The sequence below is a fragment of the Pseudomonas oryzihabitans genome, from assembly GCF_006384975.1.
GTDB lineage: Bacteria > Pseudomonadota > Gammaproteobacteria > Pseudomonadales > Pseudomonadaceae > Chryseomonas > Chryseomonas psychrotolerans_B.
The window spans coordinates 1,913,229-1,934,989 of sequence record NZ_CP021645.1 but is presented as its reverse complement, the minus strand read 5'-3'; the positions used below and the strand labels follow the sequence as shown (position 1 = coordinate 1,934,989).

Sequence of the window (21,761 nt, the reverse complement as noted above, 5' to 3'; positions counted from 1 at the left end):
ACTAACGCTCCACCTGCCGATTCCAGCGCGCATTCCACTGCGGCCGCACCTTGTTGACCTCGTCCCAGTCGATGGTCACGGCGGTCTTCAGGTAGTTCTGCATAGCGTCCACCTGGCCGCGGGTCTTGTCGGTGGTGGGGGTGTTGGGGTTGGACGGGATCTGGTCGCCGAGTTCCAGTGCCGGGGCCTGGGCCTCCGGGGTCAGCAGGTACTCCGCCAGTTGCTGGGCCAGCTCGGGTTGGTCGTTGTTGGCGGTCACGCATTCGGCGACGTTGAGGACCACGGCGCCTTCCTTGGGCGGCGCGTATTCCACCGGGATGCCCTTGAGCTTGAGCGCGGTGACCTGGGTGGGCGTCAGCGGGAACAGCGCCGCCTCGTCGGTCTGCACCATCTCCGAGAGCTTGGCCGAGCTGGGGATGTACTCCAGCACATTGGGACCGACGGTGGTGGGCCAGGCCTTGAAGCCGGGGTCGACATTTTGCTCGGTGCCGCCTTGCAGGCGGTTGAACATCAAAAAGCCGTGCAGCCCGAAGGTGGACGAGGACAGCGACTGGAACACCACCTTGCCCTTGTATTTCGGATCGGCCAGGTCCGCCCAGGAGGTCGGCGGCGCCCAGCCGTTCTCCTTGAACAGCCGGCTGTTGTAGGCCAGACCGGTCACGCCCAGGCTGACGGCCGCCGCCTGGTCCTTGATCTTGGCCTTGTCGGGGATCTGCGCCAGGGCCGCGCTGGGCTTGAGCGGGCTGCACAGATTCATGCCGATGGCGCGGTACATGATGCCGTCGTCGAGGAACATTACGTGGATCGGCGGCTTCTGCGGGCTGGCCTGCACCTTGGCGAGGATGTCCGCCGAGGTGCCGGGCACGATCACCACCTTGACGTTGTGCGCCTTCTCGAAGGCGGGCAGCACGCTGTCGGCATAGAGGCGCTCCATGGTGCCGCCATTCATGCCGAGGTAGAGCGTCGGTTCGGCCAGGGCGGCCAGGGGCAGGCCGGCGAGGGCCACGAGCAGGGCAGGGGTCAGGCGCATGATTGGGAACTCCTGGGCTGGGAAGGGAAACGGGCGATGGAAAAGGCCTGCAGGCTGTGCCGGGGGGCGCCCTGCAGGATGCACTCGGCCAGGGCTTCGCCAGCCGCCGGCCCGATCTGGAAGCCCGCGCCGGCAAAGCCGAAGCCGTGCAGCAGGCCGGGGGTGGTGAGACTGGGGCCGAGCACCGGCTGGTGATCCGGCAGATAGCCCTCGACGCCGCTCCAGGTACGGATCGCCTGGGCACCGCTGAGGGCTGGATAGAGTTCGGCGGCGTTTCTCAGGATGTCGAGGATGGCCAGCTGGTCGGGGCGGGCGCGGTCGGCGTCGAGGGCGAAACCGCGCCCGCCGCCCAGCACGCAATTGCCCCGCGCCACTTGGCGGGCATAGATGCCGCCGCCTTCCACGCCGGTGCTGGCGGTCATGAAGAGAGGCAGCGGTTCGGTCACCAGCATGGCCGGATGGGCCGCGGTGAGGGGCACCGGCTCGCCGAAGCGGGCGGCCAGCTCCGCGGCCCAGGCACCCGCGCAATTGAGCAGCCAGGGGGCGCTCAAGGTCAGGCCGCTGTCGGTGCGGACCTGGAAGCGCTGGCCATCGTGCTCGACCTGTGTCACGGCGGTGCGCTCGAAGACCTGGGCACCGGCACGGGCGGCTGCCTGGGCGAAAGCCGGCGAGACCAACCGTGGATTGGCGTGGCCGTCCTCCGGGCAGAAGGAGGCGCCCACGGCGACGTCGCCGACCCAGGGAAAGCGCCGGCGCAATTCGCTCCGGTCGAGCAACTGCAAGTCCAACCCGAAGCCCTGGCTGGACCGCTCATAGGCCTGCAGGGCGGCGAAGTCGGACTCACTGCGCGCCAGCTTGAGGTGGCCGGATCTCAGGTATTCACCGTCGGTACCCAGCAAATTTTGCAGGCCGCCCCAGATCTGGTGCGCGCGGCTGGACAGCGGCAGCTGCACCAGTGGTCGTCCCTGGCGGCGTACCCCGCCATAGTTGACGCCGCTGGCCTGGGCGCCACAGAAGTTGCGTTCCAGCAAGGCGACGCGCTGGCCACCCTGGGCCAGGAACAGCGCCGCGCTGCTGCCGACGATGCCACCACCGATGATCAGCACGTCCACGTCCAGCCGGCTCATGGCGCCAGCTCCACGCCAAAGGGCAGTGGCTTGATCGGCGCCTGGGCGCGCAATCGGCCGATCTGGTCCAGGGGGCGACCACTGGCGCAGGCGATCAATTCGGCCGCCGCGGCGCCGCAGATGCGCCCCTGGCAGCGGCCCATGCCGACCCGGCAGGTGGCCTTGACCCTGTTGATCTCCCAATGACCCTGGGCCACGGCGGCGCGGATCTCGCCGGCGCTGACCTGTTCGCAGCGACAGACCGTGACTTCGTCCGGCGCCTTGGCCGCCCAGTCCGCGGGAAAGGGAAAGGCCCGCTCCAGGCCCTGGCGAAAGACCTCGAAGCGCGCCAGGCGTGCTTGCAGCGCCTCGATTCGCGCCGCGTCGACGGTTGCGCCACGGTCGGCCAGCAAACTCAGGGCCGCCAGTTCGCCCGCCAGTTCGGCGGCATCGGCGCCCTGGATACCGGCGCCGTCGCCGGCCAGGTAGACCCCGGCCTGGCTGCTGCGCCCGCCGGCATCGCGGACTGGCAACCAGGCGCGGTTGAGGGGATTCCAGGTGAAGTCGCAACCCAGCAGATCGGCCAGCTGGGTCTCGCTGCGCAGCGTCTGGCCGAAGCCCAGGGCGTCGCACTCCAGCCGGTGCGCCTCGCCATCGGCGGCGCGCCAGCGCACGGCAGCCACCCGGCGTTCGCCTTCGACCGCCAGGAGCTCGGCGCCCTGGTGCACGGGCACGCCGTGCAGCGCCAGCCAGCTGCGGTAGTAGAGGCCCTTGGCGAAGGTGGCCGGTTGGCCGAGCAGGGCCGGGGTAGCGGCGGCCTGGTCGCGGAAGGGCGCGCTGTCCAGCACCGCCAGTGGCTTGGCCCCGGCCTTGGCGTATTGATAGGCGACCAGATAGAGCAGCGGCCCCGTACCGGCCAGCACCGGGCGGCTGCCGATGGCGCAGCTTTGGAATTTGAGCGCCACCTGGGCCGCGCCGAGGCTGTAGACGCCCGGCAGGGTCCAACCGGGCACTGGCAGGACGCGGTCGGTGGCGCCGGTGGCGACGATTACCTGGTCAAAGGCCAGGCGGTGGACATAGCGGCCTTGGCTCAGGGTATCCAGGGCACTCTGCTCGGCATTCCACACCAGGGTGTCGGGCCGATAGTCCAGCGCCGTTTGCATTTGCTCCAGCGCGCCGTGCAGCGCCTGGGCCTTGCCCGCTTCGAAGCCGTACAGCGCCTTGATCGGCCGCCGGAAATTGCCCGGTTGCTGGCGATAGATCTGGCCGCCGCCGCGCGCGCTTTCGTCGAGCAGCACCGGCGCAAGGCCATGGGCGACCAGGGTCTGGGCCGCGCGAATGCCCGCCGGTCCGGCGCCCACCACCACGACGGCGCTCACAGCGACCGCCCCGGATCGCGGCTGACCTGCTGGCCCGCTTCGAGAAAGGTGGCGCAGGCGCGCACCCGGCGGCCGTCGGCCAGGCGCACCCAGCAATCCTGGCAGGCGCCCATCAGGCAGAAACCGGCGCGGGGTTCGCCGCCGAAGTCGCTGCCGCGCAGGTGATCGCTCTGAGTGAGGATGGCGGTGAGCAGGGTATCGCCCTGCAAGCCCGTGGCCGGCTGGCCGTCGAGGGTGAAGGCCAGGGTCGGGCGGTCGCGTTCGGCCACCCGCTTGAGCAGTGCCATGGAGGGGTCTCGGTCGTTCATTGTTTGCCCACCAGTACGCGATCCAGGCCATAGATGCGGTCGAGCAGGATCATGGTGGCCGCGGTGAGGGCGATCACCAGGGCCGACACCGCCGCCATCATCGGGTCGATGGATTCGGTAGCGTAGACGTACATCCGCACCGGCAGGGTCTGGGTCGCCGGGGAGGTGACGAAGATCGACAGGGTCACCTCGTCGAAACTGTTGATGAAGGCCAGCAGCCAGCCGCCAGCGACGCCGGGCAGGATCATCGGCAGGGTGATGCGGCAGAACAGCGTGGTGCGACTGGCGCCCAGGCTCTCGGCGGCCTGCTCGGCGCTACGGTCGATGCCGATGGCGGCGGCGATCACCAGGCGCAGCACATAGGGGGTGATCACCACCACGTGGGCCAGCACCAGCCAGCTGAAGCTGCCGTTCACCCCCAGCAGGGCGAACAGCCGCAGCATGGCCACGCCCAGCACCAGGTGCGGGATGATGATCGGCGAGAGGAACAGGCCGTTGAGCAGGCCCTGGCCGGGAAAGCGGTAGCGGGTGATGGCCAGCCCCGCCGGCACCGCGATCAGCGTCGCCAGGGTGGCCGAGAGCGCCGCCAGTTGCAGGCTGTTGTAGAAGGCGGTGAGGAAGTCCGCCCGTTCGAACACGGCGGCGAACCAGCGTAGCGAGAAGCCAGAGGTAGGCAGGCTGAGGGTGTTCTCCGGGGTGAAGGCCACCAGGCAGACCACCACCAGCGGCGCCAGCATGAAGACCATCACCAGGGTATGGAAGGCGAGCCCGAGCGGGCCGTTGCGGGTCATGGCTTCAGACTCCCAGGGCGCGTTGGTAGCGGCGTTCCACCAGGCGATTCCAGCCCAGCATCACCAGCAGGTTGAGCAGCAGCAGGGCCACCGCCAGGGTGGCGCCCATCGGCCAGTTGAGTTCGGCCAGGTACTGGTCGTAGATCAGGGTGGCGACCATCTTCAGCCGGCGTCCGCCGAGCAGGCCGGGGATGGCGAAGGAGCTGGCGGCCAGGCCGAAGACGATCAGCGTCCCGGAGAGCACCCCGGGCATCACCTGGGGCAGCACGATGCGCCTCAGTACCGTCCAGTGACTGGCGCCGAGGGACAGCGCGGCCTGCTCGGCGGCGGGATCGAGTTTCTGCAGCGAGGTCCACACCGGGATGATCATGAAGGGCAGCATCACGTGGACCAGGCCGACGATCACCGCGAAGGGGGTGTAGAGCAGCTTCAGCGGCCGCCCGCCCAGGGCCATGATGGCCTGGTTGACCAGCCCATCGGCGCCCAGCAGCAGACTCCAGCCAAAGGCGCGCACCACCACCGAGATCAGCAGCGGCGTAAGCACCAGGATCAGGAAGATCGAGCGCCAGGGTGCGCCCATGCGACTGAGGACGATGGCTTCCGGCACCCCGATCAGCACGCAGAGCAGGGTGACTAGGGCACTGATCCAGAAGGTGCGTAGAAAGATCTCGTAGAAATAGGGATCGCCCAGGAGGGTCAGGTAATGGGCCAGGGTGTAACTGCCGGCCTTCACCCCGGTCTCGTAGTCGAAGACGTTGAACGACAGCACCACCGTGAGTGCCAGGGGTAACAACAGCAGTACGGCGAACAGCACCAGCGCCGGGGCGCTGAGCAGATAGGCGCGACCGGTGCCGCGCAGCAGGGTACTCATGCCGCCGCCTCCGCGGCTTCCAGCCGGCGCAGCAGAGCGTCGTTCCAGTGCAGTCCGACGTCCTGGCCCTCGTCCAGCGGTGGCTGGCCATCGTTGCTGCGCAATACCGACAGCTCGCCCAGGGTGGTCTCCAGGCGGTACAGCCACTGGCTACCGAGGAAGAAGCGGGTCAGCACCCGCCCTTGCAGGCGGCCTTCCCCGGCGGGGCGCAGCTCGATCTTTTCCGGTCGCAGCGAGATCGCCAGGGCGCCATCAGCGGCGATCTGCGGCTGGCCCTGGGCATCCAGGCTGCCCGGCAGCAGATTGGCCTTGCCGACGAAGTCGGAGATGAATCTGTTGCGCGGATGTTCGTAGAGACGATAGGGCGCATCCACCTGGGTGATGCGCCCGGCCTCCATCACCACCACCCGGTCGCTGATGGACAACGCCTCGGACTGGTCATGGGTCACCATCAGGGTGGTGATACCTACCTCGCGCTGGATGCGGCGGATCTCGAACTGCATCTCCTCGCGCAGATGGGCGTCCAGGTTGGACAGCGGCTCGTCCAAGAGCAGCACCGGCGGGGCTATCACCAGCGCCCTGGCAAGGGCCACCCGCTGGCGCTGGCCACCGGAGAGTTCGCGGGGATAGCGCTCGGCGTGCTGACCGAGGTGCACCAGGCCGAGGGCTTCCTCGACGCGGCGCGCCAGCTCGGCGCCCGCCACCTTGCGCATGCGCAGGCCGAAGGCGACGTTGTCTCGCACCGTCATGTGCGGGAACAGCGCATAGCTCTGGAAGACCACCCCGAGGCCACGGCTGGCCGGTTTGGCGTGGGTGATGTCCTGGCCGTCGAGCAGGATGCGTCCGCTGCTGACGTCGACGAAGCCGGCGATCATCTGCAGGGTGGTGGTCTTGCCGCAGCCGGAGGGGCCGAGCAGGGAGACGAATTCGCCGCGCTCGATGGCCAGGGTCGAACCGGCCACCGCATAGGTCTCGCCGTAGCGCTTGCTGAGGTTGTCGAGAGTCAGGAAAGCCATGGCCGCAATGCTCCTCCGGTCGCGCCCACGCGGGCGGTGGGCAGGGTTTGGGCAGGGCGAAAGACAGCCTGGAACTGGACGTTGGCGCTCGCTCGACTTGGCGGCGTCCGGTGATTGTGAGTATCGCCCTATGGACCCGAAGGTAAGGGCGATCTAGGATGCCGGACAAGCAAGTTTTTCACTGATCGAACTATTTTTCTGAATTTATTCACTCAGTGAAATTTAAAGGAATTATCGAGATGGAAAATTCCACAGAGAGCAAGGCCGCCCCAGGCGAAGCAGGCGTTGGCGCCATCAGCCGGGTGTTCGCCGTGGTGCGCGCCCTGGGTGAGGGCGATCCCGAAGGCGAGAAGGTCACCCGCCTGGCCGAGCGCGTGGGGCTGTCGCAACCCACCACCCACCGGCTGCTGCGCGGCCTGGTGGAGGAGGGCATGGTGGAGCAGTGCGCCCGCAGCAAGAGATACCGGCTGAGCCTGGACTTCTTCGCCCTGGCGGCGCGCGCTGGCCAGGTCGGCAATCTACGCGATCTGGCGCGGCCGAGTCTGCTGCGACTGTCGGCGTCCCTGGGCGATTCGCTGTTCCTACTGGCGCGCAGCGGCTTCGACGCCATGTGCCTGGATCGCAGCGAAGGGCCCTATCCGATCCGCACCTTCACCGGCGACATCGGCGGACGCGTGCCCCTCGGTGGTGGTCAGGGCGCCCTGGCGATCCTCGCCTTCCTGCCCGAGGAGGAGCGGGAGGAGGTGATCCGCTACAACCTGCCACGGCTGCGCGACGCCCATCACTACGACGAGGTGCTGCTGCGCGCCGAGATCGATAACGTCCGCCGCCTGGGCTACGCCGCGCGCAACACCGGGGTGCTGGAAGGCATGGCGGGGCTGGCCGTGCCCATCCTCGACCGCAATGGGCGGGCGGTGGCGGCGCTAAGTGTGGGCACCCTGAGCGAGCGCCTCAACGCCCAGCGGCTGCCCACGGTGATCGAGTTGCTCAAGCGCGAGGCCGGGGTAATCGCCGCGCGCATCAACCCCTTCGATCCGGTGCTGCGCCGGCCGACTCAGGGGTTTGGCTAACAGCCTTAGAAGAGCGGACCGGAGCGGGTGTTATTGCCCTTCGCCAGGCGGTCATAGAGCACCACGTTGACCGTGGCCGCCAGATTCATGCAGCCCTGGGTGGGGATGTACACCACATCCTCGCACCAGTCGCGCAACTCCTGGCTCAGGGACCCGTCCTCTGCGCCGAACAGGTAGAGGGCGCGATCGGGATGGGTGTACTCGGGCAACGGTCGGGCGCCGTCCACCAACTCTACCGCCACCGGCACGCAGCCCAGCGGCAGGATGCGGCGCAGGTCGTCGATGTTGATCAGCGGAATGTCCTGGTGGACCTTCTTGGTGTCGGTGACGAAGTCCTTGGCGCGGTCGTAGCGGGTGCCGGTATAGAACACCGAGGCCACTCCGTAGCAGCCTGCCGCCCTCATGATGGAGCCGACGTTGGACGGCGACTTGGGGTTGCTCAGGCCGATGCAGGCGTATCTCTTGTTGCTCACGTCAGGAGACTCCCGGGAAAACCGCCAGTATAAAGGCTCGATCACGGCTAAAACCGACTAAGATGCGCGCCCGCGTCTCCCGCCCCGAGCCCCTGCGATGTCCGCCACCGCCCTCTACACCGACCTGTCGGCCTACTACGACCTGCTCTGCGCCGACATCGACTACCGGGCCCAGAGCGAGGCGGTGCTGCGTCTGCAACGAATGTTCGGCAACGGCGGCACCCGCCATCTGGACCTCGCCTGCGGTACTGGGCCCCATGTCAGGCATTTCCTCGATGCCGGCTTCCACAGCAGCGGGCTGGACCTCAATCCACCCATGCTCGCCCAGGCCGCGCTGCGCTGCCCGGAAGCGCAGTTCTCCTGCCAGGACATGTGCGCCTTCGAACTGGAGCAGCCGGTCGATCTGATCACCTGCTTTCTCTACTCCCTGCACTATAGCGCCAGCCTCGAACGCCTCCAGGCCTGTCTTGAGCGTGTTCATGCGGCCCTGACGCCGGGTGGGTTGTTCTGCTTCAATGCCGTCGACAAGCGCCGTATCGACAACGCCTCCGCGGTCGGCCACAGCGTCGAGCGGGCGGATGGCCACTTCAACTTCGCCTCCGCCTGGCACTACCCGGGCGAAGGCGAGCGTCAGTGGCTCCGGCTGCGCATCGAGCGCCAGCACACGGGTGAGCACCAGACCTGGCAGGACGAACACCCCATGGTGGCAGTCGACTTCCCCGAGCTGCTGGCCTTGCTGGAGCCGCGCTTCGAGGTCCAGGTGCTGGAGCACGACTACCAGCGGATCGAACCCTGGGACGGCGCCTCGGGTAATGCCCTGTTCGTCTGCGTCAAACGCTAGAGGGCGTTAGTGGGCGTAGGCATGCATCCCGCCATCCACCGCGATCACGTCGCCCGTGAGATAGCGCGCCAGCGGCGAGGCCAGAAAGGCCACCACCTGGCCCACGTCTTCCGGTTCGCCGAAATAGCCGATGGGGATATGGCGGGCAATGAAGGCCGCGCGGGACTCGGGCGTCGGGTGCAGGCGCTGCAGGATCTGCTCTGAATTGATCCGCCCTGGGGCAATGGTGTTGACCGTGATGCCCTCGGCCGCCAACTGGCTCGCCAGTCCCTTGGACCAGAACTGGATCGCCGCCTTGGCCGTCCCGGCGCCGTTCACGTCGCGTGGCTCCATGCTGCCGCTGAAATTCACGATCCGTCCCCAGCGTCTTTCGCGCATCCCGCCCAGCAGCGCCTGGGTCAGGCGGCGGGTCGCGGTAAAGTTGAGAGCCCAGGCTTCGTCCCAGGCCGCATCGTCCGCCGCCACCGAAAGCGGCCTCGTGCCGCCAGCGTTATTGACCAGGATATCCACCCGGCCCAGGCCTTGTTCGGCCTCCCGCGCCAGCCGCTGGACGTCTTCGGCGTCGGTGATATCCGCTGCGATCACCAGCGGCCGGGCATGACCCGCCGCGACGATCTCCTCGGCCAGGGCTTCCAGGGCATCCCGCCGCCGCGCGGTGATCGCCAGCCGAACGCCTTCGGCCGCCAGGACGCGGGCGATGCCCGTGCCTATCCCCATGCTGGCGCCGGTCACCAGTGCAGTACGGTCGTGCAGTTGCAGATCCATGATCGATTCTCCAGTAGCAGCTGTAGGTTGGGTTGAGCGCAGCGAAGCCCAACACTCCGCTGCCTCCCCGCACCGCTAGCCTCACCCACCACCCAGATGAGATAAACACCAACCCAGTGTGAGGATTCCTTAGCAGGGGTGTTGAATGGATCTGCTCGATAGCATGCAGGTGTTCGTCGCCGTGGTGGAGCGCGGCAGCCTGGCCGCGGCGGCCCAGGCGCAAGGCATCTCGCCAACCATGGCCGGCAATCACCTGCGCGCCTTGGAACAGCGTCTCGGCTTGCAGTTGCTGGTGCGCACCACCCGACGCCAGCGCCTGACCGCCTTCGGCGAGGGCTACTATGCCCGCTGCCGCGAGATTCTCGCCTTGGTCACCGACACCGACCGCCAGGCCGAAACCCAGCGCCTGGCCCCGGCCGGCATCCTGCGTGTCTCCGCACCGGTGTCCTTCGGTACCTACGGCCTCACGCCGCGAGTCGGCGAATACCTTGCGCGCCATCCCCAGGTCACCCTCGACCTGGTGCTGAGCGACCGGGTGCAGGACCTGGTGGAGGAGGGCATCGATATCGCCATTCGGATCGGCGAACTGGCCGATTCCTCCCTGGTGGCGCGACCGCTGGCACCCTATGTTCTTTGGTGCTGCGCCGCACCGGCTTACCTGGCGCGCCGCGGCACGCCGGAGCGGCTGGCCGAGCTGGAAGGCCACGACTGCCTCGGCATAGACCCCCGCGCCCTGGCCCAGTGGCGCGCCCAGACCGGCGCCACCTTCGGTCCACTGCCACCTGGCCGCCTGCACCTGAGCAACGGCCCCGCCCTACGCCTGGCCGCTCTGCAAGGTCTCGGCATCATCCTCCAGCCAGCCTTCCTGCTACAGGACGACGTCGCCGCGGGCCGCCTGGTACGCCTGTTCCAGGGCCAGGAACTCACTCGCCCGCTGAATGCGCTCTATCCCCAGGCGAGATGGCGCTCGGTGACGGTGAGGAGTTTCGTGGAGTTCCTATTGGCGGAGTTCGGCGACAAGTCCCCGTAGCGTGGAAAACGGCGCTAGCCTTTTCCACTCGCATCCACCCACGCCATCCATGGACAGGCTTCGCTGGTCTACCCTAGGGCACCAACCGCTTCTCCATAAACACACTCAACGGATCATCCCTATACCCACCAAAAGACCCGCGCTGCTCGTAGCCCGCCGCGGCATACAGCGCCAATGCCTCAGGTTGGTAAGGGCCGGTCTCCAGCATCGCCCGCTCGCATCCTATCGTGAGTGCCTCAGCCTCCAGCCGAGCGAGCAAACGCCTACCCAACCCCCGACCCCGCCCCGCCGGCCTCACATACATCCGCTTGAGTTCGCCATAGCCCTCATGCAACACCATGGCGCCACAGCCCAGGGCGCAGCCGCTCTCGTCACGCGCCACCAGGAACAGCACGTTCGGCTGCATCAACGAATCAAGATCCAGCGCGTAGCGACTCTCGGGCGGATAAAGCCCGTCCTGATAGGCGTCCAGCTCGGCGATCAGCGCGATCACCTCGGGTTGATCGGGGGATTCGAGGGCGATGGGCATGGCGACTCCCCTCGGCAAGTCGCTCAAGCCTAAGCGATTGCCTCGCCGTCCATCACCCCATACTGACCCTCAGCACATCGCGGCCCCCGCGCTTGGCTTCGTAAAGGGCCAGGTCGCCGCGCTCCAGCAGGGTTGCCAGGTCCTCTTGGGCGTCGTCGAAAAGCACCGCCCCTATGCTCAGGGTGACGGGCTCGGGTGTGGTAAGGCGCCGCGCCGCCAATTCGTTGAACTGCTCGCGTAACCGCTCGCCGAGGCGTATCGCTTCAGCGTTAGAGGTCGCACCGAGCAGCAGCACGAATTCGTCTCCACCCAACCGCGCGGCCAGGCCTCGCTTGGGCAGGGCGGTGCGGATCAGATCGCTCAGAGCCATCAGCAGCCCATCACCGGCCGCGTGGCCGTGCAGGTCGTTGGCCAGCTTGAAATTGTCGAGGTCGATCAGCAGCAGGGCGCCCGGGTGCTCCTTATCCACCTGTTCCAGCAAGGCTGGTGCTTGAGCCATCAGTGCCCGTCGGTTATAGAGACCGGTCAAGGGATCGCTGCCGGCCAATCGCTCGATATTTTTTTCACGCCGGTAGCGGACGGTACCGGTCACCGACAGGGCGATCAGCATGATGACGATCGCGCCCTCCACCAGGGAAATCTGGATGATCTGGCCTTGGAAGGCAGTGAGGTCCAACGGCGTGCCCGGGGTCAGCACGGTCGTACCCTTGGCCAGGTAAAACAATCCGTGGCCGAGCAGCACCCAGCGCAGTTGGCGCTCACCGACCCTGTTGCGTCTGAGCAGCAGGGCGCCCCGTATCGAGAGCAGTCCCACCAGCCAGGAATTCACCAGCAGCATCACCCGCGACCACCAGGCGGCCTCCGGCAGCAGCAACAGGGCACCCCACACCACCGACAGCAACAGCCAGGCTGGTGACAGTGGCCGTCGAGTGAAGCGCGCCACCCCTAGCAGGAACAACCCATGGGCACAGACCAGCAGTCCATTGGCGAACCAGATACCCAGGATGGGAAAACCGTGCAGACGTAATAGTGCCAGTGTCGAGCCGACGCTGATGGTGGCGAAGCCGGCGCTCCAGAACAGCAGCGAGCGTTCCCGTACCGAATGCCACTCGGCCACGAGGTAGCACGCAGATGCCGTCGCCATGGCAATGGTGAGCGCAAGGAGGGTAACGGGGTCGAGAGCCATCGAATCGGATCTTCCACTTAGCCGAATGAAGCGCTCCCTCGCCATGACACCAGCCAACCGGAAGGCTGGGCATCCACGCAGTATATCGGCAGGGATAAGCGAAGCCGCAGACCTATTCTGGATAAAAGGTGACTAAAGCGGACGAGCGAGGAGCAAACCCTGAATTTCCACTGACGTGCTTTGCCGCGGAGCGATGTTGGCTTTGCTCGGCAGATCGCTATCGGCAAGCTACGCGAAGGGCTGTTTGCACTGAGCGCCATGGTCAGGGCGAAGCCTTGCAGCGGGCAACAATGGTCGATGGAGGCAGATCGGCACCACGGGATCTGGCGAGCATCTTCGGTCCTCCCGTGGGTGTTCTGTATGACGTTTGATATGCTGCGGTCTCTCTGGCCCTGCGGACTTCCAAGGGAGATCGGCAGGCTCCAGGCCTATCCCTGGGTGCAGTGGTGTTTTGTACAAGGCACGAGCGAGCGCGACGGCTTCCCCTGGCAACGATGACCTATGCTGACTGCTCACCGGAGCAGGGAGGGCGGATGCTTGTTCGACTTCTACTCGCCTATCCCTGATTGTTACCGCTCAGAAGCGCAGGCGCGGTCCGAGTGCCTCGGCGACGTCGGACAGTTTCACCCAGTACTGGTCGCGCCAATAGAGACGGAGAAGCGGCTGGGCGTCGACCCTCACCTGGCCTTCGCTGGGCAGCAGGAGACGGCAGAAGAAGTGATTCAGACAATCATGTCGCAGCCACTCCTCGAAGAGCGCGGCTTGTTCGCTGGAACTGTGGATCATCAGGCGCAAGGTGTTAGGTAGGTCGACAAGCACCACCGGACGCTCACCGATGCCGAAATGCAGACCGTTGTGGTTGCAGTGAGTACGGACAGCCTCGAGTGCATCCGGATAACCCAACACCTTGGCCACATCGCGGCAATCGAACCAGAGCTGGCCGTCGAAGAACTGATAGATGCGCAGGGGACGCCCGGCGAAGTGCATGAGATGAGGCGTAGGCATTCCATTACCTCCGTAGCGAAGACAGGGCGGAAAACTATCCGCTTGCAGGGGAGGGCTACTGGCCAAGACGCCGGGAACGCCCCTTTCAGAGCTCGAATGAAACCATGAATTTCATTTTTTATGCAAATGAACGTTCAATGCAGAACTGAAGCGGACCTTAACGTCCGCCTCCATGAACGATAAAGCCGACTTCGCCCAGCGCCTGCGCAACGCCATGCTCGCGGCCGGTTACCCCGACCGACCCGCCGTGCTGGAGCGAGAATTCAACTCGCGTTACTGGGGGCGCTCCGTGACCTTCCAGGCGGTCTCCCGCTGGCTGGGCGGCAAATCCATTCCCGCTCAGGACAAATTACAGGTCCTGGCCCAGTGGCTACAGATCGAACCCCAGGTCCTGCGCTACGGCGAACAGGCGCAGACCGCGATTCGCGAGACCCGGGGCAACTGGGAAACCCCCGAGCTCTATCCCGAGCGCGAGGCCATCGAGGCCTTTCTCAAACTACCGACGGAGCAGCGCAAGGTCGTGCGCGACGTCATCCTCGCCTTCGTCAAGGCCGGCGCCTCCCAGCCCGTCGTCAAGGGCGGCAAAGGGAAGGAGTGATCTTGGTCCAGCAGGGCGCCACGGGGTATTAAAAGCCTCATGCCCTTAGCAGGATCTTGCGAGAGCACTTCTCGCCACTATGGGGTCATCCGTGAGTAACGGTATGCCAGCCTTGCGTAGGGTAGAAAACGGCGCAGCCTTTTCCACGTAGACGCTGCGATCAAGCCCCCATGGTGGACAAGCTTCGCGTTGTTCACCCTACGCACATTCAGGCTTTCGCTGAGTGGTCTTGCCCGTGACTAGCCGTGGACCAAGATATGGCGAAAGCTAAACCTTATTTTCGTCTAGAGCTTCACTAGCGCCCGAATCGCCGAGGCCGGCAACCGCGCCGTGCTGTCATCCGCCAGCCGCAGCACGAAGGCCTCACCCAACGACCAGACCACCTGCACATCCTGCAGCACGCACTGGTCATTGGTAGGCAGCACCTTGGCCTGTTCCTTGGCGCAATAGGAGGCATCCAGCACGATGGCCTTGGCCTGGTAGTTACCCAGGCCCAGCGTCTTGACCATCGTTTCGGGTAGGGTAGTGAGGGCGCCACTGTAGCCAGCCAGGATAAAGGCGAAGATCGAGGAAAACATCAACGCCACCTGCCAACCCGCGATGAACACCATGGATGTGGAGGTCGCGACAAAAGCAATGGCGAAAGGCGCTGCAGCGAGCGTGGCCCACTTCGCGAGAGGCGACCAGCCTTCCACCAGTGGATAGGTCTGTATCAGCATCCAAAGGATGAAGTAGCCCACCACCATCGTTGGGAGATACGCCTGCCAGACGAACTTCAAAAAACTGAAACGGCGTAGCTCGTACAGCCACTGCACAGTGATGCCTGCCAACAGCGTGATAGGTATGGGCGCCAGCAGTGAAACTCCGAGGAACAGCTCAGGATCGACGAAGAGGATGGCCGCATCGCTGAACCCCGCCAGCAGATAGGGCACGAAGAACACCAGCGCCATCAGCAGCATTATCTTGCGAAAGCGCCCTTCGCCTCGATAGGGCAGGGCATAGGTGATGTCTTCCTTGATCGCCGGCGTATTGATAAAGCCGTAATAAACCCAGGCCCCCGGCAGGAACAGCGCCGCAACGAAGGCGCCTATGGTCAGGAAACCCAGGCAGGCAGCCGCCAGCAGCAGCGACGAGAACTGGAAGAGATCGAAGCTGGGATAGAAGTGATTACGGGCGAAATAGGCCAGGAACATCCCAAAGCCCAACGTCGGCGGCAGCATCTTGGCCAGCAGCGAAGCATGACGCCGCAGGAAGGTACCGGAGAACTCGAGGATAAAATCGAAGACGGCATCCGTATCGGTGGCGGGTTGGTCGGTCCAGCGGGGCACGGTTCGTCCTTGGGTAATTACAAAGTTATTAATAACACCATAGAGTTACTATGACAAAGAAAATGGGACAAAAAACTATTTAGTCATAGTGGTGCTAACGCTAGTGGGTAGAAAAACTATCATAAAGCGTACAGATTTAAGATTGCACCTGAGAGTGGTTGGGGTGTTAGTGTGGATTTGGTGTAATGTAAGGTATAAAGATTTATAGATCTAATCGTCGAGCAGATGCTTGTAGGTTAATTTTGCAGCGATCACCTCTACGGTTGCTCTTTTTTTTCTTTCTTTTACACGGGCTAGCTCGATATCGAATTCACGGTCGCTTAGATCTTTTGCTCTTATTTTTAAATCGTCATCTTGTTGATTTGCCCGCTGCTGCTCTTTAAGTAATATTTTTAGTATTTTCTTGGCGTTCTTTTTTCTTTTTCGTGAGTAGCCTGAGCTTTTAAAAGTATTCCTGATGCAATTAGGCTTCCGCCCGCAGCTGCAATTGTGTAATTTATTATCGCAGCAGATAGAGGTAGTGATTCAAAGATTTTTGTAAAGACAGAGCTGTTAGATAGTGTGTTTAAGGTGGTTGTTAAGAATGCTCCATATAGGGAAAGAAGAAGTCCTGTTATAAGTAGTAGAGAAGGATTTCGATAAAGGCTGCCAGAGCTTATTGACCATGTGGCAATTATTATTGAAAGTGCTGATAGTGTAGAGAATTCGAGCATTTTAAGTATTTATAGCTTGGGTGTGTTTGCTACGCCGAAGGGGATATGAACTGAAGGTAAAGTAGAAGATGATGGGTCTAGGTGTAGCCTTTGATCATCGAAAAATATGTGTGGCTTTAATACGTTCAAGACAGATCTCTTTTCAATTCCTCCTAGGAAAAAAGCCTCGTTTACCGTTATATCCCATGCTCGCATCGTATTTATAACTCGCTCGTGTGAGGGCGCGTTCCTCGCTGTTACTATGCTAATGTTCAATATTGGGCTATACGAAAGATCATTAATTTTTTGGGTTTGCTCTATTTTTTGGATTTTTGAAATTTTCTTTAGAAATTCAGCAAGTGGTCCAGGGTTATGAGGGGTGTCAACAAGATTTTTCTCATATTGATGAAAGACAGAAAGATCACGATCTTTTTGAAAGATTGCTTCCGCCTCGTCGTCAGCTAGTACTCCATCAAAGTCAAACGCTATTCTCAGCTCACTGTCATCGGGGTCTTCGTATGAGTTTGTTTTTAAAACCTGGCCTGCTGGGTATCCAGCAATTGTTGCTTGATTTACATCTTTTTCGTTTGCAGATAGAAATAGACTAATTTTTAGTGCGGGAATGTAGTCTTGAGGCGATCTCCCCTGCAGGAACACCGCTCTAGATATTGGTAAATTATTAAATTCAATCGATTTCATTACCCTTAGACCCGTGTCAGGGTCATTTCTAGACATTAAAATTACTTCTACTAATGGATCTTTCGGATTTAAATTGTTGAGGGATAGTATTCGTCTAATGAATGGGAATGCGACGCCGTTAGGTAGTGGTGTGTCTTGGTGTTCTCGTTGATATTTTCGATAGGCCTCCTCTCCTTGAGTCCTAAAAACATTGTCAGACTCTTCAAGATTAAAGAGTGCGCTAGACGCTAGTCCGATCACTAAGCGCTTTTCAAGATCATAGGGCAATTTTTTGACTCCCATAAAGAAGGGCCGCAAGCGCGGCCCTTCTTTTATTCTAGGTTTTACGCTTTTGGATTGCTTCCCATATAAGCGATGCGCCAAAGCAAGTAATGGCTAGTGGAATTCCCCATTTTACATTTGCACCAATTAGCCCTATGGCTTCGGCTAAAGCTAATATGCCGGCTGCCATTATAAAGAAACCTAAAAACATGCTTATCTCCCCTGGTGGTTTTGAGTAGATGCTATAAGCAAATAGGTGTTTTAAGGAGCCTTGATAAACTCTTTCAATCCCAGCTCAACGCCCCACCCGTCTGATACTCGATCACCCGCGTCTCGAAGAAGTTCTTCTCCTTCTTGAGGTCCATGATCTCGCTCATCCAGGGGAAGGGGTTGGTGGCGCCCGGGTATTCTTCCTTGAGGCCGATCTGGGTTAGGCGGCGGTTGGCGATGAACTTGAGGTAGTCCTCCATCATCGCCGCGTTCATACCCAGCACGCCGCGGGGCATGGTGTCGCGGGCGTATTCGATTTCCAGCTGGGTGCCCTGGAGGATCATCTGGGTGGCTTCGTCCTTCATCTGGGCATCCCACAGATGGGGATTCTCGATCTTGATCTGGTTGATCATGTCGATGCCGAAGTTCAGGTGCATGGACTCGTCACGCAGGATGTACTGGAACTGCTCGGCGGTGCCGGTCATCTTGTTGCGGCGGCCCATGGAGAGAATCTGGGTGAAGCCGCAGTAGAAGAAGATGCCTTCCAGTACGCAGTAGTAGGCGATCAGGTTCTTGAGGAACTGGCGATCGGTCTCCGGGGTGCCGGTCTTGAACTCGGGGTCGGAGATGGAGCGGGTGTACTTCAGGCCCCAGCTCGCCTTCTTCGCGACGCTCGGGATCTCGTGGTACATGTTGAAGATCTCGCCTTCATCCATGCCCAGCGACTCGATGCAGTACTGGTAGGCGTGGGTGTGGATCGCCTCTTCGAAGGCCTGGCGCAGGATGTACTGGCGGCATTCGGGGTTGGTGATCAGGCGGTAGACGGCCAGGACCAGGTTGTTGGCTACCAGGGAGTCGGCGGTGGAGAAGAAGCCGAGGTTGCGCTTGACGATGCGACGCTCGTCCTCGGTGAGGCCGTCCGCGCTCTTCCAGGTCGCGATGTCGGCGTTCATGTTCACTTCCTGGGGCATCCAGTGGTTGGCGCAACCATCCAGGTACTTCTGCCAGGCCCAATCGTACTTGAAGGGCACGAGCTGGTTGAGGTCGGCGCGGGCGTTGATCATCTGCTTGTCGCCGACGTGCACGCGGGCGGAGGAGCCTTCCAAGTCGTCCAGGCCTTCCTGGATGTCCAGCTCGTTCAACGCGGCCTTGGCGCGGGCCACGGCATCGGAGTCATCGGCGGACAGGGCGCGGGCGTCATGGACCAGGGCGTCGCCTTCGGAATCCAGGCGCTCGGTCTGGGCGGGCGCCTGCTGGCCGGCAGCCTGGGCGGGCTTGGCGGTGGTGGTTTCGTCGTCTTTGTCGAATTCGTCCCAGTTCAGCATGGGGTGTCTCCTGGGTGGCTGTGTGGTGGGGGCGGGGCGGCGTGGCCCTCACCCTAGCCCTCTCCCGGGGGAGAGGGGGTCTGGAGCTGTGGGTGTGGGGGTTGGCCCTCACCCTAACCCTCTCCCGAGGGGAGAGGGGATAAGAGCGGTGCGCGGGTGGGGTGTGACCCTCACCCTAACCCTCTCCCAGAGGGAGAGGGGATGGAGAGCGGCCCTCTGCTAGAGAGGGCTGGGTGTTACTGGCAGGCTTCGCACTCGGGATCGTCGAGGCTGCAGGCCTTGGGCACCGGAGCCGGTGCGGGGGCCGGAGCGGCTTCGACCTTCTGCGCCGGGGCGGGCGCGGCACTGGCCTGGACGCCAGTGATGGGGTCGGCGCTCACGGCGTTCAGCTTGCCGGTGTTGATGGTCGACTTCTCGGTGCTGGTGGCGGCCAGGGCACGGAGGTAGTAGGTGGTCTTCAGACCGCGGAACCAGGCCATGCGGTAGGTCACGTCGAGCTTCTTGCCCGAGGCGCCGGCGATGTACAGGTTCAGCGACTGGGCCTGGTCGATCCACTTCTGGCGACGGCTGGCGGCCTCGACGATCCACTTGGTCTCCACTTCGAAGGCAGTGGCGTAGAGGTCCTTCAGATCCTGCGGGATGCGCTCGATCTGCTGCACGGAGCCGTCGTAGTACTTGAGGTCGTTGACCATCACCGAGTCCCACAGGCCGCGGGCCTTGAGGTCGCGTACCAGGTAGGGGTTGATGACGGTGAATTCGCCCGAGAGGTTCGACTTCACATAGAGGTTCTGGTAGGTCGGCTCGATCGACTGGGACACGCCGGTGATGTTGGCGATGGTCGCGGTCGGGGCGATGGCCATGATGTTGGAGTTGCGGATGCCTTTCTTGGCACGCTCGCGCAGCGGGGCCCAGTCCAGGGTCTCGGACAGGTCGACCTCGATGTACTTGGCGCCGCGCTCTTCGATCAGGCGCTTCTCGGAATCGATCGGCAGGATGCCCTGGGACCACAGCGAGCCCTGGAAGCTGGAGTAGCTGCCACGCTCTTCGGCCAGGTCACAGGAGGCCTGGATGGCGTAGTAGCTGATCACTTCCATGGAGGTGTCGGCGAACTGCACGGCGGCATCGGAACCGTAGGCGATGTGCTGCAGGTACAGCGCATCCTGGAAGCCCATGATGCCCATGCCGACCGGACGGTGCTTGAGGTTGGAGTTCTCCGCCTGGGGCACCGAGTAGTAGTTGATGTCGATGACGTTGTCGAGCATGCGCACGGCGGTCTTCACGGTGCGGGCGACCTTGGCCACGTCCAGCTTGCCGTCGACGATGTGGTTCACCAGGTTCACCGAACCCAGGTTGCACACGGCGATCTCGTCCTTGTTGGTGTTCAGGGTGATCTCGGTGCAGAGGTTGGAGCTATGCACCACGCCCACGTGCTGCTGCGGGCTGCGCAGGTTGCACGGGTCCTTGAAGGTCAGCCACGGGTGGCCGGTCTCGAACAGCATGGACAGCATCTTGCGCCAGAGATCCTTGGCCTTGATGGTCTTGTGCAGCTTGAGCTTGCCGTACTCGGTCAGGGCTTCGTAGTACTCGTAGCGCTCTTCGAAGGCCTTGCCGTAGAGGTCGTGCAGATCGGGCACGTCGGCGGGAGAGAACAGGGTCCAGTTGCCGTCCTCGAAGACCCGCTTCATGAACAGGTCGGGGATCCAGTTGGCGGTGTTCATGTCGTGGGTACGACGACGGTCGTCACCGGTGTTCTTGCGCAGCTCGAGGAATTCCTCGATGTCCAGGTGCCAGGTTTCCAGGTAGGCGCAGACCGCGCCCTTGCGCTTGCCGCCCTGGTTGACCGCCACGGCGGTATCGTTGACCACCTTGAGGAAGGGCACGACACCCTGGCTCTTGCCGTTGGTGCCCTTGATGTAGGAGCCCAGCGCACGTACCGGGGTCCAGTCGTTGCCCAGGCCGCCGGCGAACTTGGAGAGCATGGCGTTATCGTGGATGGCGCCATAGATGCCGGACAGGTCGTCGGGCACGGTGGTCAGGTAGCAGCTGGAGAGCTGCGGACGCAGGGTGCCGGCGTTGAACAGGGTCGGGGTGGACGCCATGTAGTCGAAGCTGGCCAGCAGGTTGTAGAACTCGATGGCGCGGGCTTCCTTGTCCTGCTCCATGTGCGCCAGGCCCATGGCCACGCGCATGAAGAACAGCTGGGGCAGCTCGAAGCGGGTGCCGTGGCTGTGCAGGAAGTAACGGTCGTACAGGGTCTGCAGGCCGAGGTAGGTGAATTGCTGGTCACGCTCGTGATCGATGGCGGCGCCCAGCTTGGCCAGGTCGAAGGTGGCCAGTTTCGGGTCCAGCAGCTCCAGCTCCACGCCCTTGGCGACGTAGGCGGGCAGGGCCTTGGCGTAGAGGTCGGCCATCTCGTGGTGGGTGGCGGATTCGGCCACGCCGAGGAAGCTCAGTCCTTCGGCACGCAGGCTGTCCAGCAGCAGTCGGGCGGTGACGTAGGAGTAGTTGGGCTCACGCTCGACCAGGGTGCGAGCGGTCATCACCAGGGCGGTGTTGACGTCCTTCTCGGCCACGCCGTCGTACAGGTTCTTCAGGGTTTCCTTCTGGATCAGCTCGCCGTTCACCTCTTCGAGGCCTTCGCAGGCTTCGCTGATGATGGTGTTCAGGCGGCCCATGTCCAGCGGCTGGGTGGTGCCGTCGGCCTTGGTGACGCGGATGCTCGGGTGCGGCTCGGCGATGTCGCTGGCGGCGCCTTGCTTGCGCTCCTGGCTACGAGCTTCACGATAGATCACGTAGCTGCGGGCGACCTTTTGCTCGCCGGCGCGCATCAGGGCCAGTTCGACCTGGTCCTGGATCTCTTCGATATGGATGGTGCCACCGGAAGGCATGCGGCGCTTGAAGGTGCTGCTGACCTGGTCGGTGAGCTGCTTGACGGTGGTGTGGATGCGCGAAGAAGCCGCAGCGGTACCGCCTTCCACGGCGAGGAAAGCCTTGCTGATGGCCACGGTGATCTTGTCGTCGGTGTAGGGGACGACGGTACCGTTGCGCTTGATGACGCGCAGTTGACCGGGGGCGGTGGCGCCCAGGTCCTGGCTGTCGTCTTGCGCCGGGCGGCCCTGCTGGGCTTGCTCGCGGGTCAGGTCGGTGTGCATGCGGATCTCCCTTGATCGGAAAGAGGGGACCGTCGGCGAGCCGGCGGTCCAGAAGAGTGTTGGCTCAGTGCCTGCGCGACGACTGCCTGTCGCGCC

At 63.1% G+C, this 21,761-nt stretch carries 21 protein-coding genes; 4 read left to right on the top strand and 17 right to left on the bottom strand.

The window, feature by feature from the left end; all coding sequences use genetic code 11:
- Window position 1 precedes the first annotated feature (1 nt).
- The 7 genes from CCZ28_RS08500 to CCZ28_RS08470 are packed head-to-tail and all read right to left on the bottom strand — an operon-like array spanning window position 2 to window position 6,501.
- Entirely contained in the window at window positions 2-1,030 is a 1,029-nt protein-coding gene (locus tag CCZ28_RS08500) for an ABC transporter substrate-binding protein (RefSeq protein ID WP_140217437.1), read from the bottom strand.
- On the bottom strand, window positions 1,021-2,157 hold the full coding sequence (locus CCZ28_RS08495; protein ID WP_140217436.1) for an NAD(P)/FAD-dependent oxidoreductase: 1,137 nt from the start codon (window positions 2,155-2,157) through the stop codon (window positions 1,021-1,023). Before CCZ28_RS08495 ends, CCZ28_RS08500 begins: the two co-directional genes overlap by 10 nt.
- Window positions 2,154-3,515 (bottom strand): NAD(P)/FAD-dependent oxidoreductase, encoded by a 1,362-nt coding sequence (locus CCZ28_RS08490; protein ID WP_140217435.1) that lies wholly within the window; start codon window positions 3,513-3,515, stop codon window positions 2,154-2,156. The genes CCZ28_RS08495 and CCZ28_RS08490 overlap by 4 nt, the downstream gene beginning before the upstream one ends.
- Window positions 3,512-3,802, bottom strand: a complete 291-nt coding sequence (locus CCZ28_RS08485; RefSeq protein ID WP_140221308.1) for a (2Fe-2S)-binding protein — start codon at window positions 3,800-3,802, stop codon at window positions 3,512-3,514. Before CCZ28_RS08485 ends, CCZ28_RS08490 begins: the two co-directional genes overlap by 4 nt.
- 17 nt (window positions 3,803-3,819) lie before the next feature.
- Window positions 3,820-4,614: an ABC transporter permease gene (locus tag CCZ28_RS08480; RefSeq protein ID WP_140217434.1), complete on the bottom strand. Its 795-nt coding sequence runs from the start codon at window positions 4,612-4,614 to the stop codon at window positions 3,820-3,822.
- A 4-nt stretch (window positions 4,615-4,618) separates the two neighbouring features.
- On the bottom strand, window positions 4,619-5,485 hold the full coding sequence (locus CCZ28_RS08475; RefSeq protein WP_140217433.1) for an ABC transporter permease: 867 nt from the start codon (window positions 5,483-5,485) through the stop codon (window positions 4,619-4,621).
- Entirely contained in the window at window positions 5,482-6,501 is a 1,020-nt protein-coding gene (locus tag CCZ28_RS08470) for an ABC transporter ATP-binding protein (protein ID WP_140217432.1), read from the bottom strand. Before CCZ28_RS08470 ends, CCZ28_RS08475 begins: the two co-directional genes overlap by 4 nt.
- Before the next feature lie 239 nt (window positions 6,502-6,740).
- Here CCZ28_RS08470 and CCZ28_RS08465 point away from each other — a divergent pair, with 239 nt between their 5' ends.
- A complete protein-coding gene (locus CCZ28_RS08465; protein WP_140217431.1) occupies window positions 6,741-7,571 on the top strand; it encodes an IclR family transcriptional regulator in 831 nt (276 codons plus the stop codon).
- Between the two features lie 5 nt (window positions 7,572-7,576).
- On the opposite strand, the gene CCZ28_RS08460 is transcribed toward CCZ28_RS08465, so the two are convergent.
- The gene (locus CCZ28_RS08460; protein WP_007160503.1) at window positions 7,577-8,044 is read right to left on the bottom strand and encodes an RNA methyltransferase; all 468 of its coding nucleotides are present in this window, start codon (window positions 8,042-8,044) and stop codon (window positions 7,577-7,579) included.
- 97 nt (window positions 8,045-8,141) lie between these two features.
- Between CCZ28_RS08460 and CCZ28_RS08455 the strand changes: the two genes are divergently transcribed.
- Complete coding sequence (locus tag CCZ28_RS08455) at window positions 8,142-8,885, top strand: class I SAM-dependent DNA methyltransferase (RefSeq protein WP_140217430.1); 744 nt, start codon at window positions 8,142-8,144, stop codon at window positions 8,883-8,885.
- Between the two features lie 6 nt (window positions 8,886-8,891).
- Here CCZ28_RS08455 and CCZ28_RS08450 read toward each other — a convergent pair whose 3' ends face one another.
- Window positions 8,892-9,650, bottom strand: coding sequence for an SDR family NAD(P)-dependent oxidoreductase (locus CCZ28_RS08450; RefSeq protein ID WP_140217429.1), 759 nt, complete (start codon window positions 9,648-9,650; stop codon window positions 8,892-8,894).
- 145 nt (window positions 9,651-9,795) lie between these two features.
- Between CCZ28_RS08450 and CCZ28_RS08445 the strand changes: the two genes are divergently transcribed.
- Complete coding sequence (locus tag CCZ28_RS08445) at window positions 9,796-10,680, top strand: LysR family transcriptional regulator (RefSeq protein WP_140217428.1); 885 nt, start codon at window positions 9,796-9,798, stop codon at window positions 10,678-10,680.
- Window positions 10,681-10,753: 73 nt separating this feature from the next.
- Here CCZ28_RS08445 and CCZ28_RS08440 read toward each other — a convergent pair whose 3' ends face one another.
- From CCZ28_RS08440 to CCZ28_RS08430, 3 genes are all read right to left on the bottom strand, one after another.
- Window positions 10,754-11,209 carry a GNAT family N-acetyltransferase gene (locus CCZ28_RS08440; protein ID WP_140217427.1) on the bottom strand — a complete coding sequence of 152 codons (456 nt, stop codon included), beginning with the start codon at window positions 11,207-11,209 and terminating at the stop codon, window positions 10,754-10,756.
- A 52-nt stretch (window positions 11,210-11,261) separates the two neighbouring features.
- Window positions 11,262-12,395: a GGDEF domain-containing protein gene (locus tag CCZ28_RS08435; protein WP_140217426.1), complete on the bottom strand. Its 1,134-nt coding sequence runs from the start codon at window positions 12,393-12,395 to the stop codon at window positions 11,262-11,264.
- 576 nt (window positions 12,396-12,971) lie between these two features.
- Entirely contained in the window at window positions 12,972-13,400 is a 429-nt protein-coding gene (locus CCZ28_RS08430) for a BRO family protein (RefSeq protein ID WP_140217425.1), read from the bottom strand.
- A 172-nt stretch (window positions 13,401-13,572) separates the two neighbouring features.
- Between CCZ28_RS08430 and CCZ28_RS08425 the strand changes: the two genes are divergently transcribed.
- Window positions 13,573-13,998, top strand: a complete 426-nt coding sequence (locus CCZ28_RS08425; RefSeq protein ID WP_140217424.1) for a transcriptional regulator — start codon at window positions 13,573-13,575, stop codon at window positions 13,996-13,998.
- Window positions 13,999-14,282: 284 nt separating this feature from the next.
- On the opposite strand, the gene CCZ28_RS08420 is transcribed toward CCZ28_RS08425, so the two are convergent.
- The 5 genes from CCZ28_RS08420 to CCZ28_RS08405 form a co-directional block, all read right to left on the bottom strand.
- Window positions 14,283-15,326, bottom strand: a complete 1,044-nt coding sequence (locus tag CCZ28_RS08420) for a hypothetical protein (protein ID WP_140217423.1) — start codon at window positions 15,324-15,326, stop codon at window positions 14,283-14,285.
- 722 nt (window positions 15,327-16,048) lie between these two features.
- On the bottom strand, window positions 16,049-16,984 hold the full coding sequence (locus CCZ28_RS08415) for a 5'-nucleotidase (RefSeq protein WP_140217422.1): 936 nt from the start codon (window positions 16,982-16,984) through the stop codon (window positions 16,049-16,051).
- Window positions 16,985-17,033: 49 nt separating this feature from the next.
- Window positions 17,034-17,189, bottom strand: a complete 156-nt coding sequence (locus CCZ28_RS24425; protein WP_167509223.1) for a hypothetical protein — start codon at window positions 17,187-17,189, stop codon at window positions 17,034-17,036.
- Between the two features lie 73 nt (window positions 17,190-17,262).
- A complete protein-coding gene (locus CCZ28_RS08410; protein WP_140217421.1) occupies window positions 17,263-18,513 on the bottom strand; it encodes a ribonucleotide-diphosphate reductase subunit beta in 1,251 nt (416 codons plus the stop codon).
- Window positions 18,514-18,749: 236 nt separating this feature from the next.
- Entirely contained in the window at window positions 18,750-21,665 is a 2,916-nt protein-coding gene (locus tag CCZ28_RS08405; protein ID WP_140217420.1) for a ribonucleoside-diphosphate reductase subunit alpha, read from the bottom strand.
- Window positions 21,666-21,761 lie beyond the last annotated feature (96 nt).

Bases quoted from the DNA above. Each gene is read 5' to 3' on its own strand.
- CCZ28_RS08500 (WP_140217437.1), bottom strand. From the start codon at position 1,030: ATGCGCCTGACCCCTGCCCTGCTCGTGGCCCTCGCCGGCCTGCCCCTG.
- CCZ28_RS08495 (WP_140217436.1), bottom strand. From the start codon at position 2,157: ATGAGCCGGCTGGACGTGGACGTGCTGATCATCGGTGGTGGCATCGTC.
- CCZ28_RS08485 (WP_140221308.1), bottom strand. From the start codon at position 3,802: ATGGCACTGCTCAAGCGGGTGGCCGAACGCGACCGCCCGACCCTGGCC.
- CCZ28_RS08480 (WP_140217434.1), bottom strand. From the start codon at position 4,614: ATGACCCGCAACGGCCCGCTCGGGCTCGCCTTCCATACCCTGGTGATG.
- CCZ28_RS08475 (WP_140217433.1), bottom strand. From the start codon at position 5,485: ATGAGTACCCTGCTGCGCGGCACCGGTCGCGCCTATCTGCTCAGCGCC.
- CCZ28_RS08470 (WP_140217432.1), bottom strand. From the start codon at position 6,501: ATGGCTTTCCTGACTCTCGACAACCTCAGCAAGCGCTACGGCGAGACC.
- CCZ28_RS08465 (WP_140217431.1), top strand. From the start codon at position 6,741: ATGGAAAATTCCACAGAGAGCAAGGCCGCCCCAGGCGAAGCAGGCGTT.
- CCZ28_RS08455 (WP_140217430.1), top strand. From the start codon at position 8,142: ATGTCCGCCACCGCCCTCTACACCGACCTGTCGGCCTACTACGACCTG.
- CCZ28_RS08450 (WP_140217429.1), bottom strand. From the start codon at position 9,650: ATGGATCTGCAACTGCACGACCGTACTGCACTGGTGACCGGCGCCAGC.
- CCZ28_RS08445 (WP_140217428.1), top strand. From the start codon at position 9,796: ATGGATCTGCTCGATAGCATGCAGGTGTTCGTCGCCGTGGTGGAGCGC.
- CCZ28_RS08440 (WP_140217427.1), bottom strand. From the start codon at position 11,209: ATGCCCATCGCCCTCGAATCCCCCGATCAACCCGAGGTGATCGCGCTG.
- CCZ28_RS08435 (WP_140217426.1), bottom strand. From the start codon at position 12,395: ATGGCTCTCGACCCCGTTACCCTCCTTGCGCTCACCATTGCCATGGCG.
- CCZ28_RS08430 (WP_140217425.1), bottom strand. From the start codon at position 13,400: ATGCCTACGCCTCATCTCATGCACTTCGCCGGGCGTCCCCTGCGCATC.
- CCZ28_RS08425 (WP_140217424.1), top strand. From the start codon at position 13,573: ATGAACGATAAAGCCGACTTCGCCCAGCGCCTGCGCAACGCCATGCTC.
- CCZ28_RS24425 (WP_167509223.1), bottom strand. From the start codon at position 17,189: ATGTTTTTAGGTTTCTTTATAATGGCAGCCGGCATATTAGCTTTAGCC.
- CCZ28_RS08410 (WP_140217421.1), bottom strand. From the start codon at position 18,513: ATGCTGAACTGGGACGAATTCGACAAAGACGACGAAACCACCACCGCC.
- CCZ28_RS08405 (WP_140217420.1), bottom strand. From the start codon at position 21,665: ATGCACACCGACCTGACCCGCGAGCAAGCCCAGCAGGGCCGCCCGGCG.